We start from the raw sequence: 15,866 nt of genomic DNA on the forward strand, positions 1-15,866 counted from the left end.
CACCTGATTGTCAGATTGGGGTTGTCTTAAGAGAGGGAAAGGGGCCACCGTGAGCCAGCGCGGCAGATGAACCTGCAAGGCACCACAGAATGCTCCCGCTCGGCCCGGGTAGCACAGCCCTCCGCACGTGCGGGTGCGGTGATCAACCGCATCAACCGAAGTAAAGATCGCCGTCCTGATTGATATACACCTCAACGTCCTCCCTGACCTGTCGTGCCTTGAACCGCTCCGGGTTAGCATCCCTTAGCCTGTTTATGAGCGTGATCGTGTCATATTTAACCTTCACACCCTGCTTCTCGGCCTCTGCATAGATGATCTCGGGCGCCTTGAGCAGGTCAAGCCCTTTGTGGAGTGTGCAGAGATGTATGGCATCAAGGGTGTAGAGGAACTCAAGCGTCTCACGCGCACGTGAGATGTTCTCGAGAGCAGCCTTCTCGATAGTACAAACGTTTGCCTTTGAGGTGTGGATGATCTCGGCTATCTGCTGCTGCGTCAACCCCTGTTTGCGGTAGCGCAGCACTTCTTTCTGACGATCGGTGAGCAGACCTTGCTTCATCAAATATATATGAGGGATCAAAATTTAAACACTTTTCCTTAACCCACCATCACAGCGAGGTGATCGGCGCATTTCAAAACGTTTATATGAGAACTTGGCAATATTATCGTGTTCGCAAATACTGAGAGGTGTTAAAATGGTTGTAAAAGTTGGAATTGCAAAACTGGGAAATATCGCCAGTGGTGTGATGGCTGAACTTCTGCTCGATGAGCGTGCCGACCGTGAGGATATCATTACCTTCATGGCAACCTCAGGCACCAAACTGCAGCCCGAGGATATCGACCGCGTCGTCACCAATATGAAAGCATGGGGCCCGGACTTCTGTATTGTAGTCTCCCCGAACGGTGTCCTCCCCGGACCCACAAAGGCCCGTGAGGACCTGGCTGCCGCCGGAATCCCCTGTATCGTCATCACCGACGATGTAACCACCAAGAAGGAGCAGTTTGAAGCGCTCAAGGCAAGCAACTTCGGTTACATCATAATGAAAGCCGATGCCATGATCGGCGCCCGCCGCGAGTTCCTGGACCCCATAGAGATGGCAGACTACAACGGGAACCTGATCAAGGTGCTCGCCACCACCGGTGCGTTCCGCAAGATGCAGATGGAACTCGACAAGGTCATTGACCAGGTTAAGGCTGGCAAGAAGGGCGCAGATCTGGTGCTTCCGAAGGTTGTCATGACCTCCGACAAGGCAGTCGAGGGCGAGTTCTCCAACCCCTATGCGCTCGCGAAGGCTCGTGCCGCCTACGAGATCGCTCAGGAAGTTGCTGGCGTAAACGTCAAGGGCTGCTTCATGACGAAGGAGTGGGAGAAGTACATCCCGATCGTTGCAAGCGCCCACGAGATGATGCGCCAGGCCATGATCCTCTGTGAAGAGGCACGCAACCTGGAGAAGGCTGTGGACGGCGTCATCCGCAAACCGCACAAGAAGACCGGTGAGATCGTCTCAAAGACCGCTCTCATCAGCAAGCCCGAGTAACCCCAACACCACTTCTTTTTCCGGCCGACCCTGACACCGCTAAATCGTCCGGGAGATATTACCGTATTTTATCCTTCACATCGGAGACAGACGCCATACGTAGGTGAACCACGAAAATTTCTCTCTCTAACCGCTCCCGGGAGAAGAGCCCATCGAATTTTCCCCGGCAGTATGCGCAAGGGACGATCAAACCGTTTCAGCGATGCAATCCGGTCACTCACGTTGGGCGTCTCTCGTCGACCAGCCCCACCCCCCTCAAAGGAGCGGGCAAGTGTCTGGCGATTGGCCCACGGAACCCCTGCCGGGGGGCGGTGACGGGATCGCAAAGGGGGATCTGCATCCGGGGTGAGCGGAGGGATACAACCCTGATCATTCAATCGAGAGCCAGCCCGCTCTCAATCGAACCGCTTGAAGAGACCCGTAAAGAGCATTATCACCGGGATGATCTCAAGACGCCCTATCCACATGACAAAGATGAAGAGGGCCTTTGCTGCAGAGTCCATATCCGGCGAGACAAAACCAGTAGAGATACCGTTGTTGCACATTGCAGAGGTAACATCGAAGATCACGTTACTCGAATCAAAAGACGTTGGCTGGAGGTGCATCACGAGTATGGTTGATACAAAGATGATCAGGAGGTAGAGCATTATGACCAGCATGTTCCGGGAGATCTCAAGATCGGCAACGTTCTTCGGGATCACGCGCCCCTCATACCTGAACGGCACAAGCACCTTCCCCGAAACGAACATCCGCCGGAACCACCAGACCAGGCTCTGGAACCCCAGAACCACCCTGGAGAGTTTGATACCTCCCGCGGTGCTCCCCGAAGACCCGCCGATCAGCACCAGCATCGCAAGGAAAAGAACAGTCACGCTTGCCCACGCGTTCGGGGAGACTACTTGAAACCCGGTACTGGATACAGCTGCGGCGGTCATGAAGAGCGCCTGATGGAGGGCCGTGGGGAGATCGAGTTCACTGAGCATGACAAGGTCGCAGGTGATCACAACGATCCCGATGGCGATTAAGACGAAGAGGAGGCGCGCCTGCTGATCATCGATGAACCGTGCACCTCTCCTCCGGTAGATGAGGTAGTAGATCTTGAAAGGCAGTGCACCGGCGATCATCACCGGGACTATGAGGAGCTCAAGAAGGGGGTTGTTGTAGAACGGAATCCCCTCCGCGTGAACGGAGAAACCTCCCGTGGCGATCGCAACAAGAGCGATGTTAACCGCGTCCCAGACTGGCACCCCGGAGAGGAGGATGAGCCCGATCGACGCGGCTGTCAGGACGACGTAGATCTTCCACATCTCTATCCCGGTCGCGACGACGCTTGGCATCAGCGCCTCCGAACGTCCTTCCGAGCGGTAGAGGCGGAACTGTGTCAGCCCGCTTTTTGAAGCCATCGCGACTGTGAAGGCGACAATTCCAAGCCCGCCGAGCCACTGCATCAGTGAGCGCCAGAAAAGGAGCGTGTGGGGCATCTCATCGATCGACCGCATAACCGTCAGACCGGTGTCCGTCCATCCGGACATCGCCTCGAAGACGCCGTCGAGGTAAGGAACGCCGATCCCGAGGTGGAACGGCAGCCCGCTCACCAGCGCCATGATGAGCCAGATCAGGGCAACCGCCATCAGGGCAGCGGATAGTGGCGCCTCCCGCTCCTCGCGTGGAATCCTGACCAGGAGTGTCCCCAGGAGAAAGAGGACTATCGGCACGGTGACCATGGGCAGGATCATATCCCACTCCCGGTAGATCACCGCCACAATCAGCGGTACCGCTGTCGCAACGCTAACGAACCTTAAGATGCTGCCGATGTCACGTGCGATGATCGAGAACCACTCGATCCTATCCATCGATACAGATTCTCCGGGCGCTCATATCTATCTTCTCCAGGACGGCCATTTTGCCATCATGCGCCGGAAAAAATTCCCGGATTCAGTCCCGGCCGGACCTGCAGGCACCGTTTCCGCTTGCGGCCCCATCCTCAGTTTCGACCGCTTTAAGGCCACTTTCGATGAAGATGCGCCGATTGATGATCCGCCAGGCAAGGATGAGCTGGGCCACCTCCCCGGCCGTCAGGTAACCCCCCGCCTCGACCAGGTCTATGGGCTCCACCTGTGTCTGGATCTCAATGTTCCTCTCCAGTTTCCGCACCACAGCGTCGTTTAATTCTCCATCGAACGTGAGCGCCCCCATCTTTCTCCCCAAAATCTCCTCGAGCGTGAACTCAACCATGAAGTTCCTTTCTGAGAGTGAGAGGAGAGGGAAGAGGTCTATGGAGAGGTCGACATCGCCGATACTTCTCTCTAACTTGCTCTGGGTGATGGTGACACAGTAGATGTTATGCTTCTCGCTTGCCTCACGGCCGTACTTCGAGAAGGCGACCCTTATAACGGCGTCCGCATACTGGCACTGCGGCGCAACGTAGCGCTCAAAGTCTGGTTTACGCTCCTCCATCTCTCTCTCGACCTCTTCAAGGGCGTAGCCCCGCTGCTCAACGTCGCGCCTGATCTTCCAGGTGCGCTTGACGCCGGGGTCAGGGTCGACGTAGAGTTTGAAGTCGATAAGCGCCCGGAGTCGCGGGGTGAGGAAGGGGTGCAGCCCCTCCACTATCAGGATCTTTGTCGGGCTGAAAGGCACAGGAGGATCGAACCTGCCGGTGTTATGGTTGTAGACCGGTTTCAGGATCGCGCGTCCAGCCTTCAGTTCGGCAAGGTGCTCCTCCAGCAGGTCAAGCTGGTTTGCTTCCGGCGCAAGCGGCGTGATCCCGAGTTCCCTGCGCTGCTGGCGGTCGTATTTGTGGTAATCGTCAGTTGTTATGGTGGAGACCAGGTCTTCGCCAAAGATCTCCCGGATGGCGTGGGTGAACGTTGTCTTTCCGCTTCCACTGTCTCCAGCAACACCGATGATGAAGACGTATGGCGACTCCGCGATGACTCTCTTGAAATCGGATGGGGGCATAACACAACTCAGATAAACTGATCGGCATCTGGGACTGTTAATATTTCGGTGAGAGAGGACGTCCAGCAGAAAAATGGTGGGGTTCAGGTGGAGATTAGCCCTGCTTCCCTGTGTTTCCTCTCGATCTCATCGGCAAGCCGGTCGAGCGCGGCAAAATCCTCCGCGGTCGGGTAACCCCTGATATAGACCGGTTCCAGAACCTCAACCTTGAGTCGGTCAAGCATCCCTTTTATGGTATCAACCGTCTTCCCACCCCAGCCATAGGAGCCGATCACCGTGGCGTAGCGCGTCTTCGGGCGGAGCAGGTTTGCAAGGTATGCCGCATACACCACCTGCGGGTGTGGGCCGAAGATGACCGTCGGCGCCCCTATCACGATCGTTGCGGCGTCCACGAGTGCTTTTGCGAGATCGCCTGTATCGGTCTTTGTGAGGTTGAACGGCTGAACCGGGATACCCCGGTTTATCAGGGCGTCAAGAAGATGGTCGACCATGGCCTGCGTGCTCCCGTGCATGGAGACGTAGGGGAGCACCACCATGTTCTTCACGGCATCGCCCGTCCAGTCCCTGTAAGCATCGATTATGAACGCCGGTCTCCTGTGAACGGGGCCGTGGCTCGGTGCAATGATCTCTATCTCGCGCGTCGCGAGTTTCTCAAGGTGCCCCCTGATGCTCGCCCGGAACGGCATCATGATCTCGGCGTAATACCGTTTTGCAGCCTCGTAGACCGCGCACTCGTCAGGGACGTAGAGCGAACTTGTCGCGTAGTGCGAACCGAAGAGGTCACAGGGGAATAGGACGCGATCCTCCACGAGATAGGTCAGCATCGTCTCCGGCCAGTGGACCCAGGGAGCAATGATGAACTCCAGTGTCTTACCGCCCAGGTCAAGGGTGCCGCCGTCGTCGATGACTATGAACCTCTCTTCCGGGAGATGCAGGAGAGCGGCCAGGAGGTCGCGGCACTTCTGGTTTGTCACAACCTTCGCGTCAGCGAACTTCTCAAGCACTGCCGGTATAGATCCTGAGTGGTCCTGCTCGGCGTGGCTGGCGATGAGATAGTCTATCTTATCGACACCAAGACTCTCCAGGTTCGCGATGAGTTCACTGGTCTTTGTCGGGTCGACGGTATCGATCAGCGCCGTCTTCTCGCTGCCCCGCACCAGGTAACTGTTGTAGGTGGTACCGTTGGGGAGCGGGATAAGTTCATCAAAGAGTCGGCGGTCCCAGTCGATTGCGCCGACGGCAAAGACGCCCGACACAATCTCACGCGCGGCCATTATCCCATCACCTCCATATCCTCCAACCCACCGGGTATCCGGTGTATCAGCGTATTCAACATGCCTTTTTCAGCTCCATTGGTTCTTGATTGACCGTGCCGGCGAGTGCACTTCGTGGCGCACCGGTCGGCAAACCATTCTCCGGCACGGATACTGATAACGGTTTCGCTCTACCCCAAGGATGGTGAACGGCAGGCTCATCACGACTCCTTCCGGACGGCGTTCGAGAGGAGATGAGCCTGCCGGGTCGGTTCCGGGAGCCTGTAGCCGCGGGCGGTCGCGAGAACCAGGTCAACCGCCGCCTCAAGCGAGATCCGGTGACCCACCGATACATAGACGGGTTTTGCCCATTCTTTCGTTCGCACCGCCATCCCGATCGTCTCACCGTCACGGAGTATGGGGGTCATCGAACCTCTCATAAATCCAGGTTTTGCCGCAGAACCTGTAAGCAGGCTCTTTGCCACCCCTATCGAGGGCCGATCGAGCAGCAGCCCCATATGGCTTGCGATGCCGATGCCGCGGGGGTGGGCGATCCCATGACCGTCGAAGAAGATGACATCCGGCTCGGAACGAACCCGTCTGAACGCCTCGATGAGAGCCGGCCCCTCCCGAAAGGCCAGGAGACCGGGGATGTAGGGAAACCCTGTCACGACGCTCACAGAGACCCGCTCGACGACGGTGAGATCTGGGTAACGGAGAACGACGACGACCGCGTGGATGACGTCTGAACCCTTCGTGTAGGAGGCGTCGGCGCCGGCCACGAAGGATACGTCATGGATATCTCCCGAGAGGTGGATCTGCGCCCTGAGTCTCTCCTGGAGGCGAATTGCTTCCGCCGACGTCAGGTCGAAGGGATGCGTCTCTCTGATCTCCATCGGGATCCCTCGTGGGCTTGAACGATACCGTTGGTACCTGCCAGGTATTATATAGTTGGGGCACGGCACTCACCGCCCCGGACGAGGCATTTTTATACGTGGAGGAGGTTACGGCCCGGAGAGTCACTCTCGGAGCGTGGATGATAATGGCACGATGGGCATGCAGTGTCTGTGATTACGAGTATGTCGAGGAGGCGGGGGACCCGGCCACCGGGATACCGCCGGGAACGCTTTTCGAGGATCTTCCCGACGACTGGCGGTGTCCCCGTTGCAGCGCGGGAAAGGAGGCGTTTGTGCGGGCGAGCGAAGAGGAGGAGATGAATGAAGAAGACTACCCCTGAAGGGGGCGCCGTGACCGTGGCTGATGTGCTGGTCTCGGAACTCGCGGCCTGGGGGATCACCCTCTACTTCGGTATCCCCGGCTCATCGTCGCTCCCGCTCGTGGACGCGGTCAGGAAGTACCCGGACGCACGCTACATCGTCGTCCGGCACGAGCAGACTGCGGCGCTGGCCGCCTCGGCCTACAACAAGTTCACGGGGAAGATCGCCGTCTGCCTGACCATCGCCGGCCGCGGGGCGACGAACCTCGCCACCGGTTTGTATGACGCGAAAGAGGATCGGGCGAGTGTGCTTGCGCTCTCCGGGCAGGCGCAGGCGCAGTACACCGGCCCCGGCGGCATCCAGGAGATCGACCAGGATGCGTTCTTCCGTCCCATCGCGGTCTTCAACAACACCGTCGCGATCCGTCGACGGCGGTCAAACTCCTGACCCGGGCGCTCCGGTACGCGATCTTCGGCCGCGGCGTCGCCCAGCTCTCCGTCCCGAACGACATACAGGCCGAACCGCTTGAACCTGCCTACTGCGAACGCGAGACCTGCCTCTCGCCGGTCATGGCGGTCAGGTACGATCTCCCCATCGTCGTCGTGATCATGAGCAACCACAAACTTGCCATGATCCGGGAGGAGCAGCGGGAGGCGAACTACCCTCCCTACGGCATCGACCTTACGAATCCGGATTTCGCTGCGTATGCGGAGTCCTGCGGCGGTGCCGGGATACGGGTGGCCCGCCCGCAGGATCTCGCGGATGCCGTTCTCCGGGCGGTGCGGATGAATAAGCCGGTCGTCATTGATATCGAGACCGACCCGAAACGGTTCGAGTGAGGCACCGCGTACCCGAAACCTATATATGGTTCCGGCAGGAATGAGGGGCGAGGGTAAATGTGAACTGCCCGGTCGCGGATGCCCGTTTGACGGCGACCGTGCCGGGCAAGCGCGGATTTCCGGATATCGATTCGGGTGGGAGCAGCGAGCATTCGTTGTTCGCTCCACGCTGAGGGATCCCGGGCATACTTGCGGCGAACCGGATCCGTTCCGGTTCACCGCTCTTCCTTCGGGCCGATTTGCTCTTGTGTGAAGCAGTTTTCAGAAGAATTCTTGCAGAGTCCACGCGGACGGCCGTATGGCTGGCGGCCGCACCCTTCGGCCCGTCGCAACTCGAAGACCTTCGGTCTTCTCGTGCTCCTGCCGGACGTAGGCGCACCTCCGGTGCTCCTGCTCCGCTCCTAACGGAGCATCGCACTACGCTCCCTACGCTCCCGCCAGTCGCAGCCCGCGCCTGACGGTGCTTAAACTCGGTTCCTACGGAACGTCGCTACTCGAAAACGCTTCGCGTTTTCTCAAACTCCGTTCCGTTGGAACCTCGCAATTTTAAAAGAGGGGTAGGGTTAGATCATCCGCCGCAGAGGTAATCGTAGAGGAACGCGGCGAGCACCGCACCGACGATGGGGCCGATGATGTAGATCGGGAAGAACTCCCAGAGGTTCTGACCGGCAAGCAGCCAGTCCCCGAGGTAGGGGCCGAACGTACGGGCGGGGTTTATCGATGCGCCGGTCAGGTTCCCGATCGTCGTGATGATGCCCGCGACCGCGAGACCCACCACAAGCCCGGCAAAGCCCGGCGAGGCCCGCTCGTCGACGGCGGCGCCCATGATGACAAGCATCAAAAGGAACGTCCCGACTGCTTCGATGACGATTGCCTGCAGGTAGCCGATGCCGGGGAACGGTGTCGTCGCCCCGAGGCCCCCGATGGTTACGGCATCCGGGCCGACGGTCCAGGCAAAGAGCAGGCTTGCTGCCGCGGCGCCGACGAGTTGCGCGGCGATGTACGGGACGACGTCGCGGCCGGGGAGCCGGCGTGTCGCAAAGAGGGCTATTGTCACTGCCGGGTTGATGTGGCAGCCCGATATTCGCCCGAAGGCGTAGATCGACCCGCCGACGGCGATGCCGAAGGCGAGCCCTATGGCGAGCCAGTCGCCGAGCCCCCCGAGCGCCCCGATCCCTATGTTGAAGGAGGTCGCCGGGGTCGTCCCCGCGGCGAGCATCAGTGTGACGATCGCGGCGCCGGTTCCAAAGAAGACCAGGATGAACGTCCCGACGGCCTCGGCGACGCATCGTTTTCCAAGAGATGTAGTCATGGTTTCACCAGATAGGCAAGATACTCCTTTTTAATGAACCTTAGCCCAAAAAAGGGCCTGGATGTGTTGTTATTTCCCATACAGGGAGTTGTAACACGCGGGACAGAGGATCCGCGGCAGCGGAGCCTTCACGCGCTTGCTGGGGAGCGGGTAACCGCCCTCCCAGACGTCGACGTCCTTTCTGATCGCGTGCTCCATGCAGAGCCCCATCCCACAGACGATGCAGATCGCCACCGCCTCGCTATCCTTCCCCTCAAGGGCGCAGTAGTAGCACTTCATGACTACTCCCCCTCAGATCGCCTCTTTCCACTGGCAGTAATGCTGCCTCTGGTCGACAAGGCTCGTCGTGGCGCAGCTCTTGCATGCCCGCACCGGAGCGGCGGCCGTCGCCTTCTCCAGAGCTATGATGTTCGTCATCATCGTCGCGGTCACGGGTTCGCTCGTCAGGAGGCACGGGTAGTCGGCGAGGCGCATCAGGGCGGAGAACCGGACGGTTATGGCGCAGGCCGGGTAGGCGTACCATTGCGGGTTCATCAGCACCTCGTTTGCGTGGATGGGCGAGAGGTCGACGGGATACTTGCCGACCGTCGGGGTCAGGGGCTCGTCGGCGCCGTTCCGGTTCTTCCGCGCTTTGTCGATGAGTTTCCACCCGCGGTAGATCATGTCCATGAAGTCGCAGTTGTGGAGTTCCGCCGCCGCTCCCCGGGCCGGGTAGGCGAGGACGTAGTTGTGGAACCTCTTTGTGAGGAGGTCGACGACCATGGGAGCGTTGAGCGCGTCGAGTTCGAGGATGTACTCGGTAGCGGCGGCGGACGCGCCGGTTGCGACCGAGAGGACGTCCCAGTAACTCTTGTAGGCGTCAAGCGAGTTTCGTAGCGACGACTCCATCACCCCGGTGACCGCCTCGATGATCGCCATGACGACGTCGTCCTTGCACATGTTGAAGGTCGACTGCGCGATGTGGTGCGCGACGTCGCCGACGCTGTAGGCGGGCACCGTCAGGATGTTCGCGTAGTGGACGCCGTCGTCGACGGCGGCGCGAACCGTCGGCTCCATCCGCCGCCGGTACTCGCTCATGTACTTCCGCGCATCAAAGGACGTCATTCCCGCCGCATCCATCAGTTCCACCTGGGCCTCGATCGGCTCGCGGTAGATCTTTTGCATGATCTCGACCTCTTTCGCCGTCGCCTCGCCGGGGGTGGCGCCCTCCTCGAGGGCATGGGCGAAGGTGTCCCCGAACCCGTAGGAAGTGTTCATTCCCCACGATTTGGCGGCGAGGATCGCCCGCTTGTGTTCGACCGGTATATCGGCCTTCTGGAGCACCCGGTTCACCACGTTGCTCGTGCTGCCCGGGATCAGCGCGAAGTCGACGACGCAGGTGGGCCCATAGAACCCGCCGTAGCGCCGCACCGCTTCAAGGCCGATCCTGGCCTCCGCGTCCGCGACCGCCTCCGTGAAGGCGTCGACGCTCTTTTCGAACGCCTCGTCCTGGCTTTTGAGGATCTCGAGCACCACGGGTGTCTGGTAATGCTCGACGAAGGGATCGTCTTCGGGGCGGACGGTCGTCGTGAGGCTTTGCAGGACCTCGGCATGCGAGACGACCGAGTTTTTGTGCAGGTCGATGACCGCCCGGCTCTGGTCGCCTATCGCCGTCATCTTCCGGACGGCATCGACGTAGGGTTTCGTGTCCGCGAGGACGAACTTCTGGCCGCGTTTTGCCTTTATCGTCTCCACGTCCGCCCACTGGGCGGTCATGGCCTCGTTGATCATCTTCTCGTAGAGTTCTCTCATATCAATCACCTGTATGGTTCCTGCTGCCCGGTTCTTCGGACAGCATGTTCGAGAAAGCGATTCTTACGGCGGTCCCTGCTGGGCCTCCTGATCTGGCGGAGCTACTCTGAGTGATGGAGGATGCGGACGGTATGGCAGTGTGGCCCCAAGAAGGGGGTCCGGAGAGCTGGAAGGACGGTGATCGGGGATACGGTACCTGTTTTCCGGCTCGTGCACCCTCTATACTGCCTTTAGATCCCGATATAGGGTTTTCAATCTGCCTGATGGGCCGTCCTTGCATATATCTCTTACGCCGTCCGCCGGCCCCTGTATCCGGGAAAAAAGAAGGTTTTTTTAGCCCGCCGGTAGACTTAAACCGGCTCTTTGCCTTCGGACGCTCACCGTTTCAGCGGTCAGAACCAGGCGTCCAGCGTCTTCTGCGTTGCCTTCACCGAGACCCTGGTGAGAGCGCTCCTGACCCGTTCCTCGGAGAAGTCATAGCGACCGCAGAGCATCTCAACAACACCCTCGATATCAGGGGCGCTCCACTCAAGGGTGTAGTCATCGGTGACCGGCGGGTTGAGGAAAAAGTCCGTGATTTGAGCAGGGTTGAAATCGGGCTGCTTCTCGGCTATAACCGACTCAAACTCCCCTTTTTGAACAATTTTCAGGGCTTTTTTGGCACCTATGCCACGGACCCCGGGGTTGAAGTCCGTTCCTGCCAGGATGCCGATCTCGATGAGCTGCTCCCTGGTGAGACCCAGGCGGTTGAGGAGGGATGAGAGGACTATCCTCTCGGGGTTAACCGTGACCATCCGTCCCCTGACCCTCCGCCTACCGCTTACCGTGAGGTTGCGCACCAGCACAGGAGCGCCAAAGAGGAGCGAGTCGTAGTCCTGGGACACCACGTAGGCGGCGCTTCCCTTCCGTACCATCCAGGCCGCCTGCGCCTCACCCTCGCTCGGCGCCTCAAGCCAGGGGATGCCGAGCAGGTCGAGAAGTTCACGTGAAGACTCAAGTATATGTGCATCGATACGGGCGGAGGCGCTTGCCTGACGGTAGGCCTCCTCCAGATCACCCTCCTGGAGCGCCATCTTCCAGGCTTCATCAGCCATCGCCCGGTGTTTCCGCCGTTCGTTGATCGTCTCCTGTTTTAACTCCGGCGGCTTCCCATCGAAGACAAAGACCGGCCGGATACCCTTCTCCAGGAAGTTGGCCGTCCGGAACAGGATCCCGGAGAGGTGCGATGTTACCCTACCCTTACCGTTCATAAGCGGCGTCCCGTCTGGCTGGCGGATTATGGAGAGGAACTGGTAGAGCGCGTTATGAGCGTCCACTGCGGCTATGCCGGATAGGTCATCCCACGACACCGGTTCCCTGCAATCCACCAGGATATCACGGATAGCAACGCCCATACTTACCAGATCATGGGAGGGGGAGATGCCATTAAAGTGACGATCCGGTCAGCGGTACATCCTCCGGGAGAGGTCGCTCACGATCTCCTCGATGTGGCTTATGGTATTGTCGTATCTGGCAGTCATCGTCCTGCCAAGCTCTTCCATATTCACACGCATTGTGCGTTCGCGCTGCACAATGCTCTGCTCGAGGTTCAGAATCTTGATACCAAGGGAGATGAAAAGCCCCCCGAGAGAGAGCATCATTAACGTCGCAGCAACCGCTATTATCAGGTCCTGCCAGAACCGCATCACCAGCACAAGGGTGGAGACAACCATCACGAGGGTGAGTACGATATCGACGATGAGTTCGCGAATCTCCATGATTTATGGTGATGGGGATGCATTAATTAATCTACCTATAATGAATGGAGTTTTGTGATGCAGATACGCAACTGGCTACCCTTTCTTGGAATGCCCCTGATGCTCCTTTTTGTCCAGATCGTCGCCATCATCCTTGTCATGCCCATGCAGGCGGTGGGACTTGTGGCGTTTGAAGATCCGGAATCGGTGGCAAACCCCCTGATCTTTATCGGGTTGCTGCTCGTCTTCACGGTGATCCTGCTCATCCTGATCCGTCTGGGTGGAAGGAGGATAATCGCCGTTTTCATCGGCTTTGCACTGTTTATGACATTTGTATACATCTTCGGTGCGCTATTTTCCCTTACCCACGGGGCAACCGCGGCAACCGCGGCCGCGGCGCTCATCGGTGCCGGAGCGGCAACCGCGCTCCTCTACCTGTATCCTGAGTGGTATGTTATCGATACCCTGGGCGTTCTGATCTCAGCCGGAATCGCATCCATCTTCGGGATATCCCTGGCGATACTGCCGGTGCTCGTGTTGCTCGTTCTGCTCGCAGTCTACGACGCCATCTCCGTCTACCGGACAAAACACATGATCACGCTTGCAGAGGGCGTCCTGGAGACCAGGGCCCCGATCATGGTTGTGGTGCCAAAGAGAAAGGATTACTCTTTCAGAAAAGAGGGACTGCAGATCGCGGAGGGAGAGGAGCGCGGTGCGTTCGTAATGGGGATGGGCGACCTCATCATGCCCTCTATCCTGGTGGTCTCTTCACACGTCTTCGTCGACGCGCCCCCGGCCATCTGGGTTTTATCCGCACCGACGCTCGGCGCGATGATTGGATCGCTTGCCGGGTTCGCTGTACTCCTGTACTTTGTCAACCGGGGCAACCCCCAGGCCGGACTTCCGCCCTTAAACGGGGGGACTATTGCCGGGTTTCTGATTGGAGCGGCCCTCGCAGGCTCGTTTGGGTGGCTTTCGCTCTGAGGGTGAGAACGAGGTCGAGCACCTCATTCACCCCCTCCCCGGTGAGGGTGGACATCGCCGGGTAGCCATCGATCCCCTTTATATCCGCCTTGTTTACGACCGGCACGAGAGGTACATCGACAGCCCCGCGGACCTCTTCAAGGAGGCGAATCTGGTCATCGAGCGAGTAGCCGCAGTCTTCACTTGCGTCAAGCATGAACAGGACGACGTCGGCCGTGTTTATGATGGCACTCACTGCCTGCCGCTCGATCGGGTTCCTCTCCTCGGCGGGGCGCTCCAGGAGACCCGGAGTATCGATGAACTGAATCCGTTTGCGGCCTCCAATATCACGGTGACCGACGATGACCCTTTTTGTGGTGAAAGGATAGGCGGCGATCTCCGGTTCCGCGGTTGATACCAGCCTTATGAAAGAGGATTTCCCCACATTCGGGAACCCGGCAACCACCACGGTAAACTCATCCTCGCTCACGTGCGGCAGTTTGCGCAGGGTGTTCCTTGCCTCGTTGAGGAAGAGGAGATCGTCTCCAACCTGGTGAACAACCGAAGCCATCCGGGCAACTGCCTGCCGCCGTTTCCGGTCGGTCTCTCCGCTCTTTCGCATACTCCGGGCGTAACCGGAGCTGATAACCCGGACCTGATCGGCCGCCCAGGCAACAGCACCCAGCGAGTGTTTCAACCGATCGACCGAGACGAGGATATCGGTCATCTCCTGGTAGAATGGCGGGAGACGCTCAAAACTCGGGAACGAGGTGACCACGCTCTTTAATTTATCGTGTATAGCGCTCCCGACCGCCCGCACAAACTCCTCGTTTGCTGTATCGACGTTGGTCTTCAGTTTCTTTCTGGCTGCCGCCCTCCGAAGACTGCGGTCGATAACTTCGTCAGCCGTCGGAACGGTCGGGATGGTTTCAAATTCCACGCTACACACACCCTAATGTATTTAAACAACATATAATGACTGATAACTATGGAGCTCTCCCCTATTCAGAAGGATATTCTGATAACCTTAATCACCCTTTACCATCAGTCTTCCCACTCTATAAAAGGTGAGGAGATCGCAGAGGTACTGAGGCGTAATCCCGGCACCGTCCGCAACCAGATGCAGGCGTTGAGGGCACTCGGACTGGTCGACGGGGTGCCGGGACCAAAAGGAGGTTACAGCCCAACCGCCAGAGCATATACGGAGTTGAATCTAGGGGATCTCGAGCACCAGTTCGAGGTGCCGATCGTGCGCGACGGTGAGAAGGTAAAGGGCGTCCGCGTCACCGAACTCGGGTTTACCACCCTCTGCCACCCTGACCTCTGCCAGGCAGTGGTCAAGATCATCGGAAGCGTGAAACTCTTTAACATGGGAGATATGGTCACTATAGGCCCAACCCCCGTGAATAAACTCCTCGTTCGAGGCGAAGTGTTCGGGATGGACGAGAACCGGGAGGCGCTCCTGATCAGCGTCTCAGAGATGATCTCCCTCCCGAAACGTCCGATCTCGCATTACATGAGCACACCGGTTCGGACGCTGCCGATCACCGCAACCTTCCGCGATGCAATTCACCTCTTCAATAAACACCACATCCATGGTGCACCGGTCCTTGATGATGCGGGAAACCTTGCAGGCATTGTGACATTGAGCGATATCGCCCGGGGACTTGACGCCGGGTCAACGCTTGATGCGCCCATCGCGCAGGTCATGACAACCGATGTGGTGATTGCACCACCATCCATCCGGCTCTATGAACTTGTGGGCCGGTTCAAGGAACGGGAGATCGGGAGGCTGGTTGTGGTAGAAAACGGCAAACCTGTCGGGATCGTCACTCAGAGCGACATAATCAGCATCTTCCCATCGTTCTGATGCCTCTTTTGCGAAACCAACTGCACCAACCCCTCCAGTGAGGGACAAGTATTTATAGGCGGGTATCAATGGTCTTTCTGTTAAGAGATCTCTGAGCAGGGGTGCATACCCCAGAAATTACTGAAGACGGGGGAATGAATCATGACTGAAATACCTCTTGCACCTGTTGGAAGGCTCATAAAGAAAGCCGGTGCAGAACGGGTGAGTTCTGATGCCAGCGAGGAACTCGCAAGACTGATGGAAGATTATGCTGCGCGGGTCGCAAAAGAGGCGATCAAACTGGCGGGTCATGCAGGCAGGAAGACGGTCAAGGCAATCGATATCCGGATGGCGACCGAGACTCTGAAGTGAACCATCCAATTTTTGACTGACTCTCTTTTCCCGGCCAG

The 15,866-nt window shown here is 58.5% G+C and carries 18 protein-coding genes; 7 read left to right on the forward strand and 11 right to left on the reverse strand.

The genetic code is table 11. The annotated features are described in order from the left end of the window. Positions 1-151: 151 nt before the first annotated feature. A complete protein-coding gene (locus R6Y96_RS09830; protein WP_214022228.1) occupies positions 152-556 on the reverse strand; it encodes a Tfx family DNA-binding protein in 405 nt (134 codons plus the stop codon). Between the two features lie 136 nt (positions 557-692). Between R6Y96_RS09830 and R6Y96_RS09835 the strand changes: the two genes are divergently transcribed. Next, positions 693-1,535, forward strand: coding sequence for a F420-dependent methylenetetrahydromethanopterin dehydrogenase (locus tag R6Y96_RS09835; protein ID WP_318621241.1), 843 nt, complete (start codon positions 693-695; stop codon positions 1,533-1,535). A gap of 395 nt (positions 1,536-1,930) precedes the next feature. Here R6Y96_RS09835 and R6Y96_RS09840 read toward each other — a convergent pair whose 3' ends face one another. From R6Y96_RS09840 to nfi, 4 genes are all read right to left on the reverse strand, one after another. Further along, positions 1,931-3,388, reverse strand: coding sequence for a TrkH family potassium uptake protein (locus R6Y96_RS09840; protein WP_318621242.1), 1,458 nt, complete (start codon positions 3,386-3,388; stop codon positions 1,931-1,933). Between the two features lie 82 nt (positions 3,389-3,470). Next, positions 3,471-4,496 (reverse strand): phosphoribulokinase, encoded by a 1,026-nt coding sequence (locus R6Y96_RS09845; RefSeq protein ID WP_214022225.1) that lies wholly within the window; start codon positions 4,494-4,496, stop codon positions 3,471-3,473. An 83-nt stretch (positions 4,497-4,579) separates the two neighbouring features. Next, entirely contained in the window at positions 4,580-5,770 is a 1,191-nt protein-coding gene (locus tag R6Y96_RS09850; RefSeq protein WP_318621243.1) for an FprA family A-type flavoprotein, read from the reverse strand. Between the two features lie 200 nt (positions 5,771-5,970). Further along, entirely contained in the window at positions 5,971-6,645 is a 675-nt protein-coding gene (gene nfi, locus R6Y96_RS09855) for a deoxyribonuclease V (RefSeq protein WP_318621244.1), read from the reverse strand. Between the two features lie 146 nt (positions 6,646-6,791). On the opposite strand from nfi, the gene R6Y96_RS09860 reads away from it, so the two are divergent. The 3 genes from R6Y96_RS09860 to R6Y96_RS09870 all read left to right on the forward strand — a co-directional run bounded on the left by R6Y96_RS09860 (position 6,792) and on the right by R6Y96_RS09870 (position 7,805). Continuing rightward, positions 6,792-6,986, forward strand: a complete 195-nt coding sequence (locus R6Y96_RS09860) for a rubredoxin (RefSeq protein WP_318621246.1) — start codon at positions 6,792-6,794, stop codon at positions 6,984-6,986. Then, positions 6,967-7,413: a thiamine pyrophosphate-binding protein gene (locus R6Y96_RS09865; protein WP_318621248.1), complete on the forward strand. Its 447-nt coding sequence runs from the start codon at positions 6,967-6,969 to the stop codon at positions 7,411-7,413. Before R6Y96_RS09860 ends, R6Y96_RS09865 begins: the two co-directional genes overlap by 20 nt. A gap of 122 nt (positions 7,414-7,535) precedes the next feature. Continuing rightward, positions 7,536-7,805, forward strand: a complete 270-nt coding sequence (locus tag R6Y96_RS09870; RefSeq protein ID WP_318621251.1) for a thiamine pyrophosphate-dependent enzyme — start codon at positions 7,536-7,538, stop codon at positions 7,803-7,805. A 568-nt stretch (positions 7,806-8,373) separates the two neighbouring features. On the opposite strand, the gene R6Y96_RS09875 is transcribed toward R6Y96_RS09870, so the two are convergent. The 5 genes from R6Y96_RS09875 to R6Y96_RS09895 all read right to left on the reverse strand — a co-directional run bounded on the left by R6Y96_RS09875 (position 8,374) and on the right by R6Y96_RS09895 (position 12,665). Beyond that, a complete protein-coding gene (locus tag R6Y96_RS09875; RefSeq protein WP_318621253.1) occupies positions 8,374-9,117 on the reverse strand; it encodes an MIP/aquaporin family protein in 744 nt (247 codons plus the stop codon). A 69-nt stretch (positions 9,118-9,186) separates the two neighbouring features. Next, positions 9,187-9,396, reverse strand: coding sequence for a DUF2180 family protein (locus R6Y96_RS09880; RefSeq protein WP_318621254.1), 210 nt, complete (start codon positions 9,394-9,396; stop codon positions 9,187-9,189). A 12-nt stretch (positions 9,397-9,408) separates the two neighbouring features. Beyond that, positions 9,409-10,908, reverse strand: coding sequence for a DUF2193 domain-containing protein (locus R6Y96_RS09885; protein WP_318621255.1), 1,500 nt, complete (start codon positions 10,906-10,908; stop codon positions 9,409-9,411). Positions 10,909-11,300: 392 nt separating this feature from the next. Continuing rightward, entirely contained in the window at positions 11,301-12,302 is a 1,002-nt protein-coding gene (fen, locus tag R6Y96_RS09890; RefSeq protein WP_318621257.1) for a flap endonuclease-1, read from the reverse strand. Positions 12,303-12,350: 48 nt separating this feature from the next. Then, positions 12,351-12,665 carry a hypothetical protein gene (locus R6Y96_RS09895; protein WP_214021862.1) on the reverse strand — a complete coding sequence of 105 codons (315 nt, stop codon included), beginning with the start codon at positions 12,663-12,665 and terminating at the stop codon, positions 12,351-12,353. A 57-nt stretch (positions 12,666-12,722) separates the two neighbouring features. Here R6Y96_RS09895 and R6Y96_RS09900 point away from each other — a divergent pair, with 57 nt between their 5' ends. Next, on the forward strand, positions 12,723-13,628 hold the full coding sequence (locus R6Y96_RS09900) for a presenilin family intramembrane aspartyl protease PSH (RefSeq protein ID WP_318621259.1): 906 nt from the start codon (positions 12,723-12,725) through the stop codon (positions 13,626-13,628). Here R6Y96_RS09900 and R6Y96_RS09905 read toward each other — a convergent pair. Beyond that, a complete protein-coding gene (locus tag R6Y96_RS09905; protein ID WP_318621260.1) occupies positions 13,567-14,547 on the reverse strand; it encodes an NOG1 family protein in 981 nt (326 codons plus the stop codon). The genes R6Y96_RS09900 and R6Y96_RS09905 overlap by 62 nt on opposite strands. 48 nt (positions 14,548-14,595) lie before the next feature. Here R6Y96_RS09905 and R6Y96_RS09910 point away from each other — a divergent pair, with 48 nt between their 5' ends. After that, positions 14,596-15,477: a CBS domain-containing protein gene (locus R6Y96_RS09910; protein ID WP_318621261.1), complete on the forward strand. Its 882-nt coding sequence runs from the start codon at positions 14,596-14,598 to the stop codon at positions 15,475-15,477. 141 nt (positions 15,478-15,618) lie between these two features. After that, positions 15,619-15,828, forward strand: coding sequence for a histone family protein (locus R6Y96_RS09915; protein WP_318621262.1), 210 nt, complete (start codon positions 15,619-15,621; stop codon positions 15,826-15,828). The last annotated feature ends 38 nt before the right edge of the window (positions 15,829-15,866 follow it).

Origin of the sequence: Methanoculleus receptaculi (assembly GCF_033472595.1) — an archaeon.
Lineage (GTDB): Archaea > Halobacteriota > Methanomicrobia > Methanomicrobiales > Methanoculleaceae > Methanoculleus > Methanoculleus receptaculi.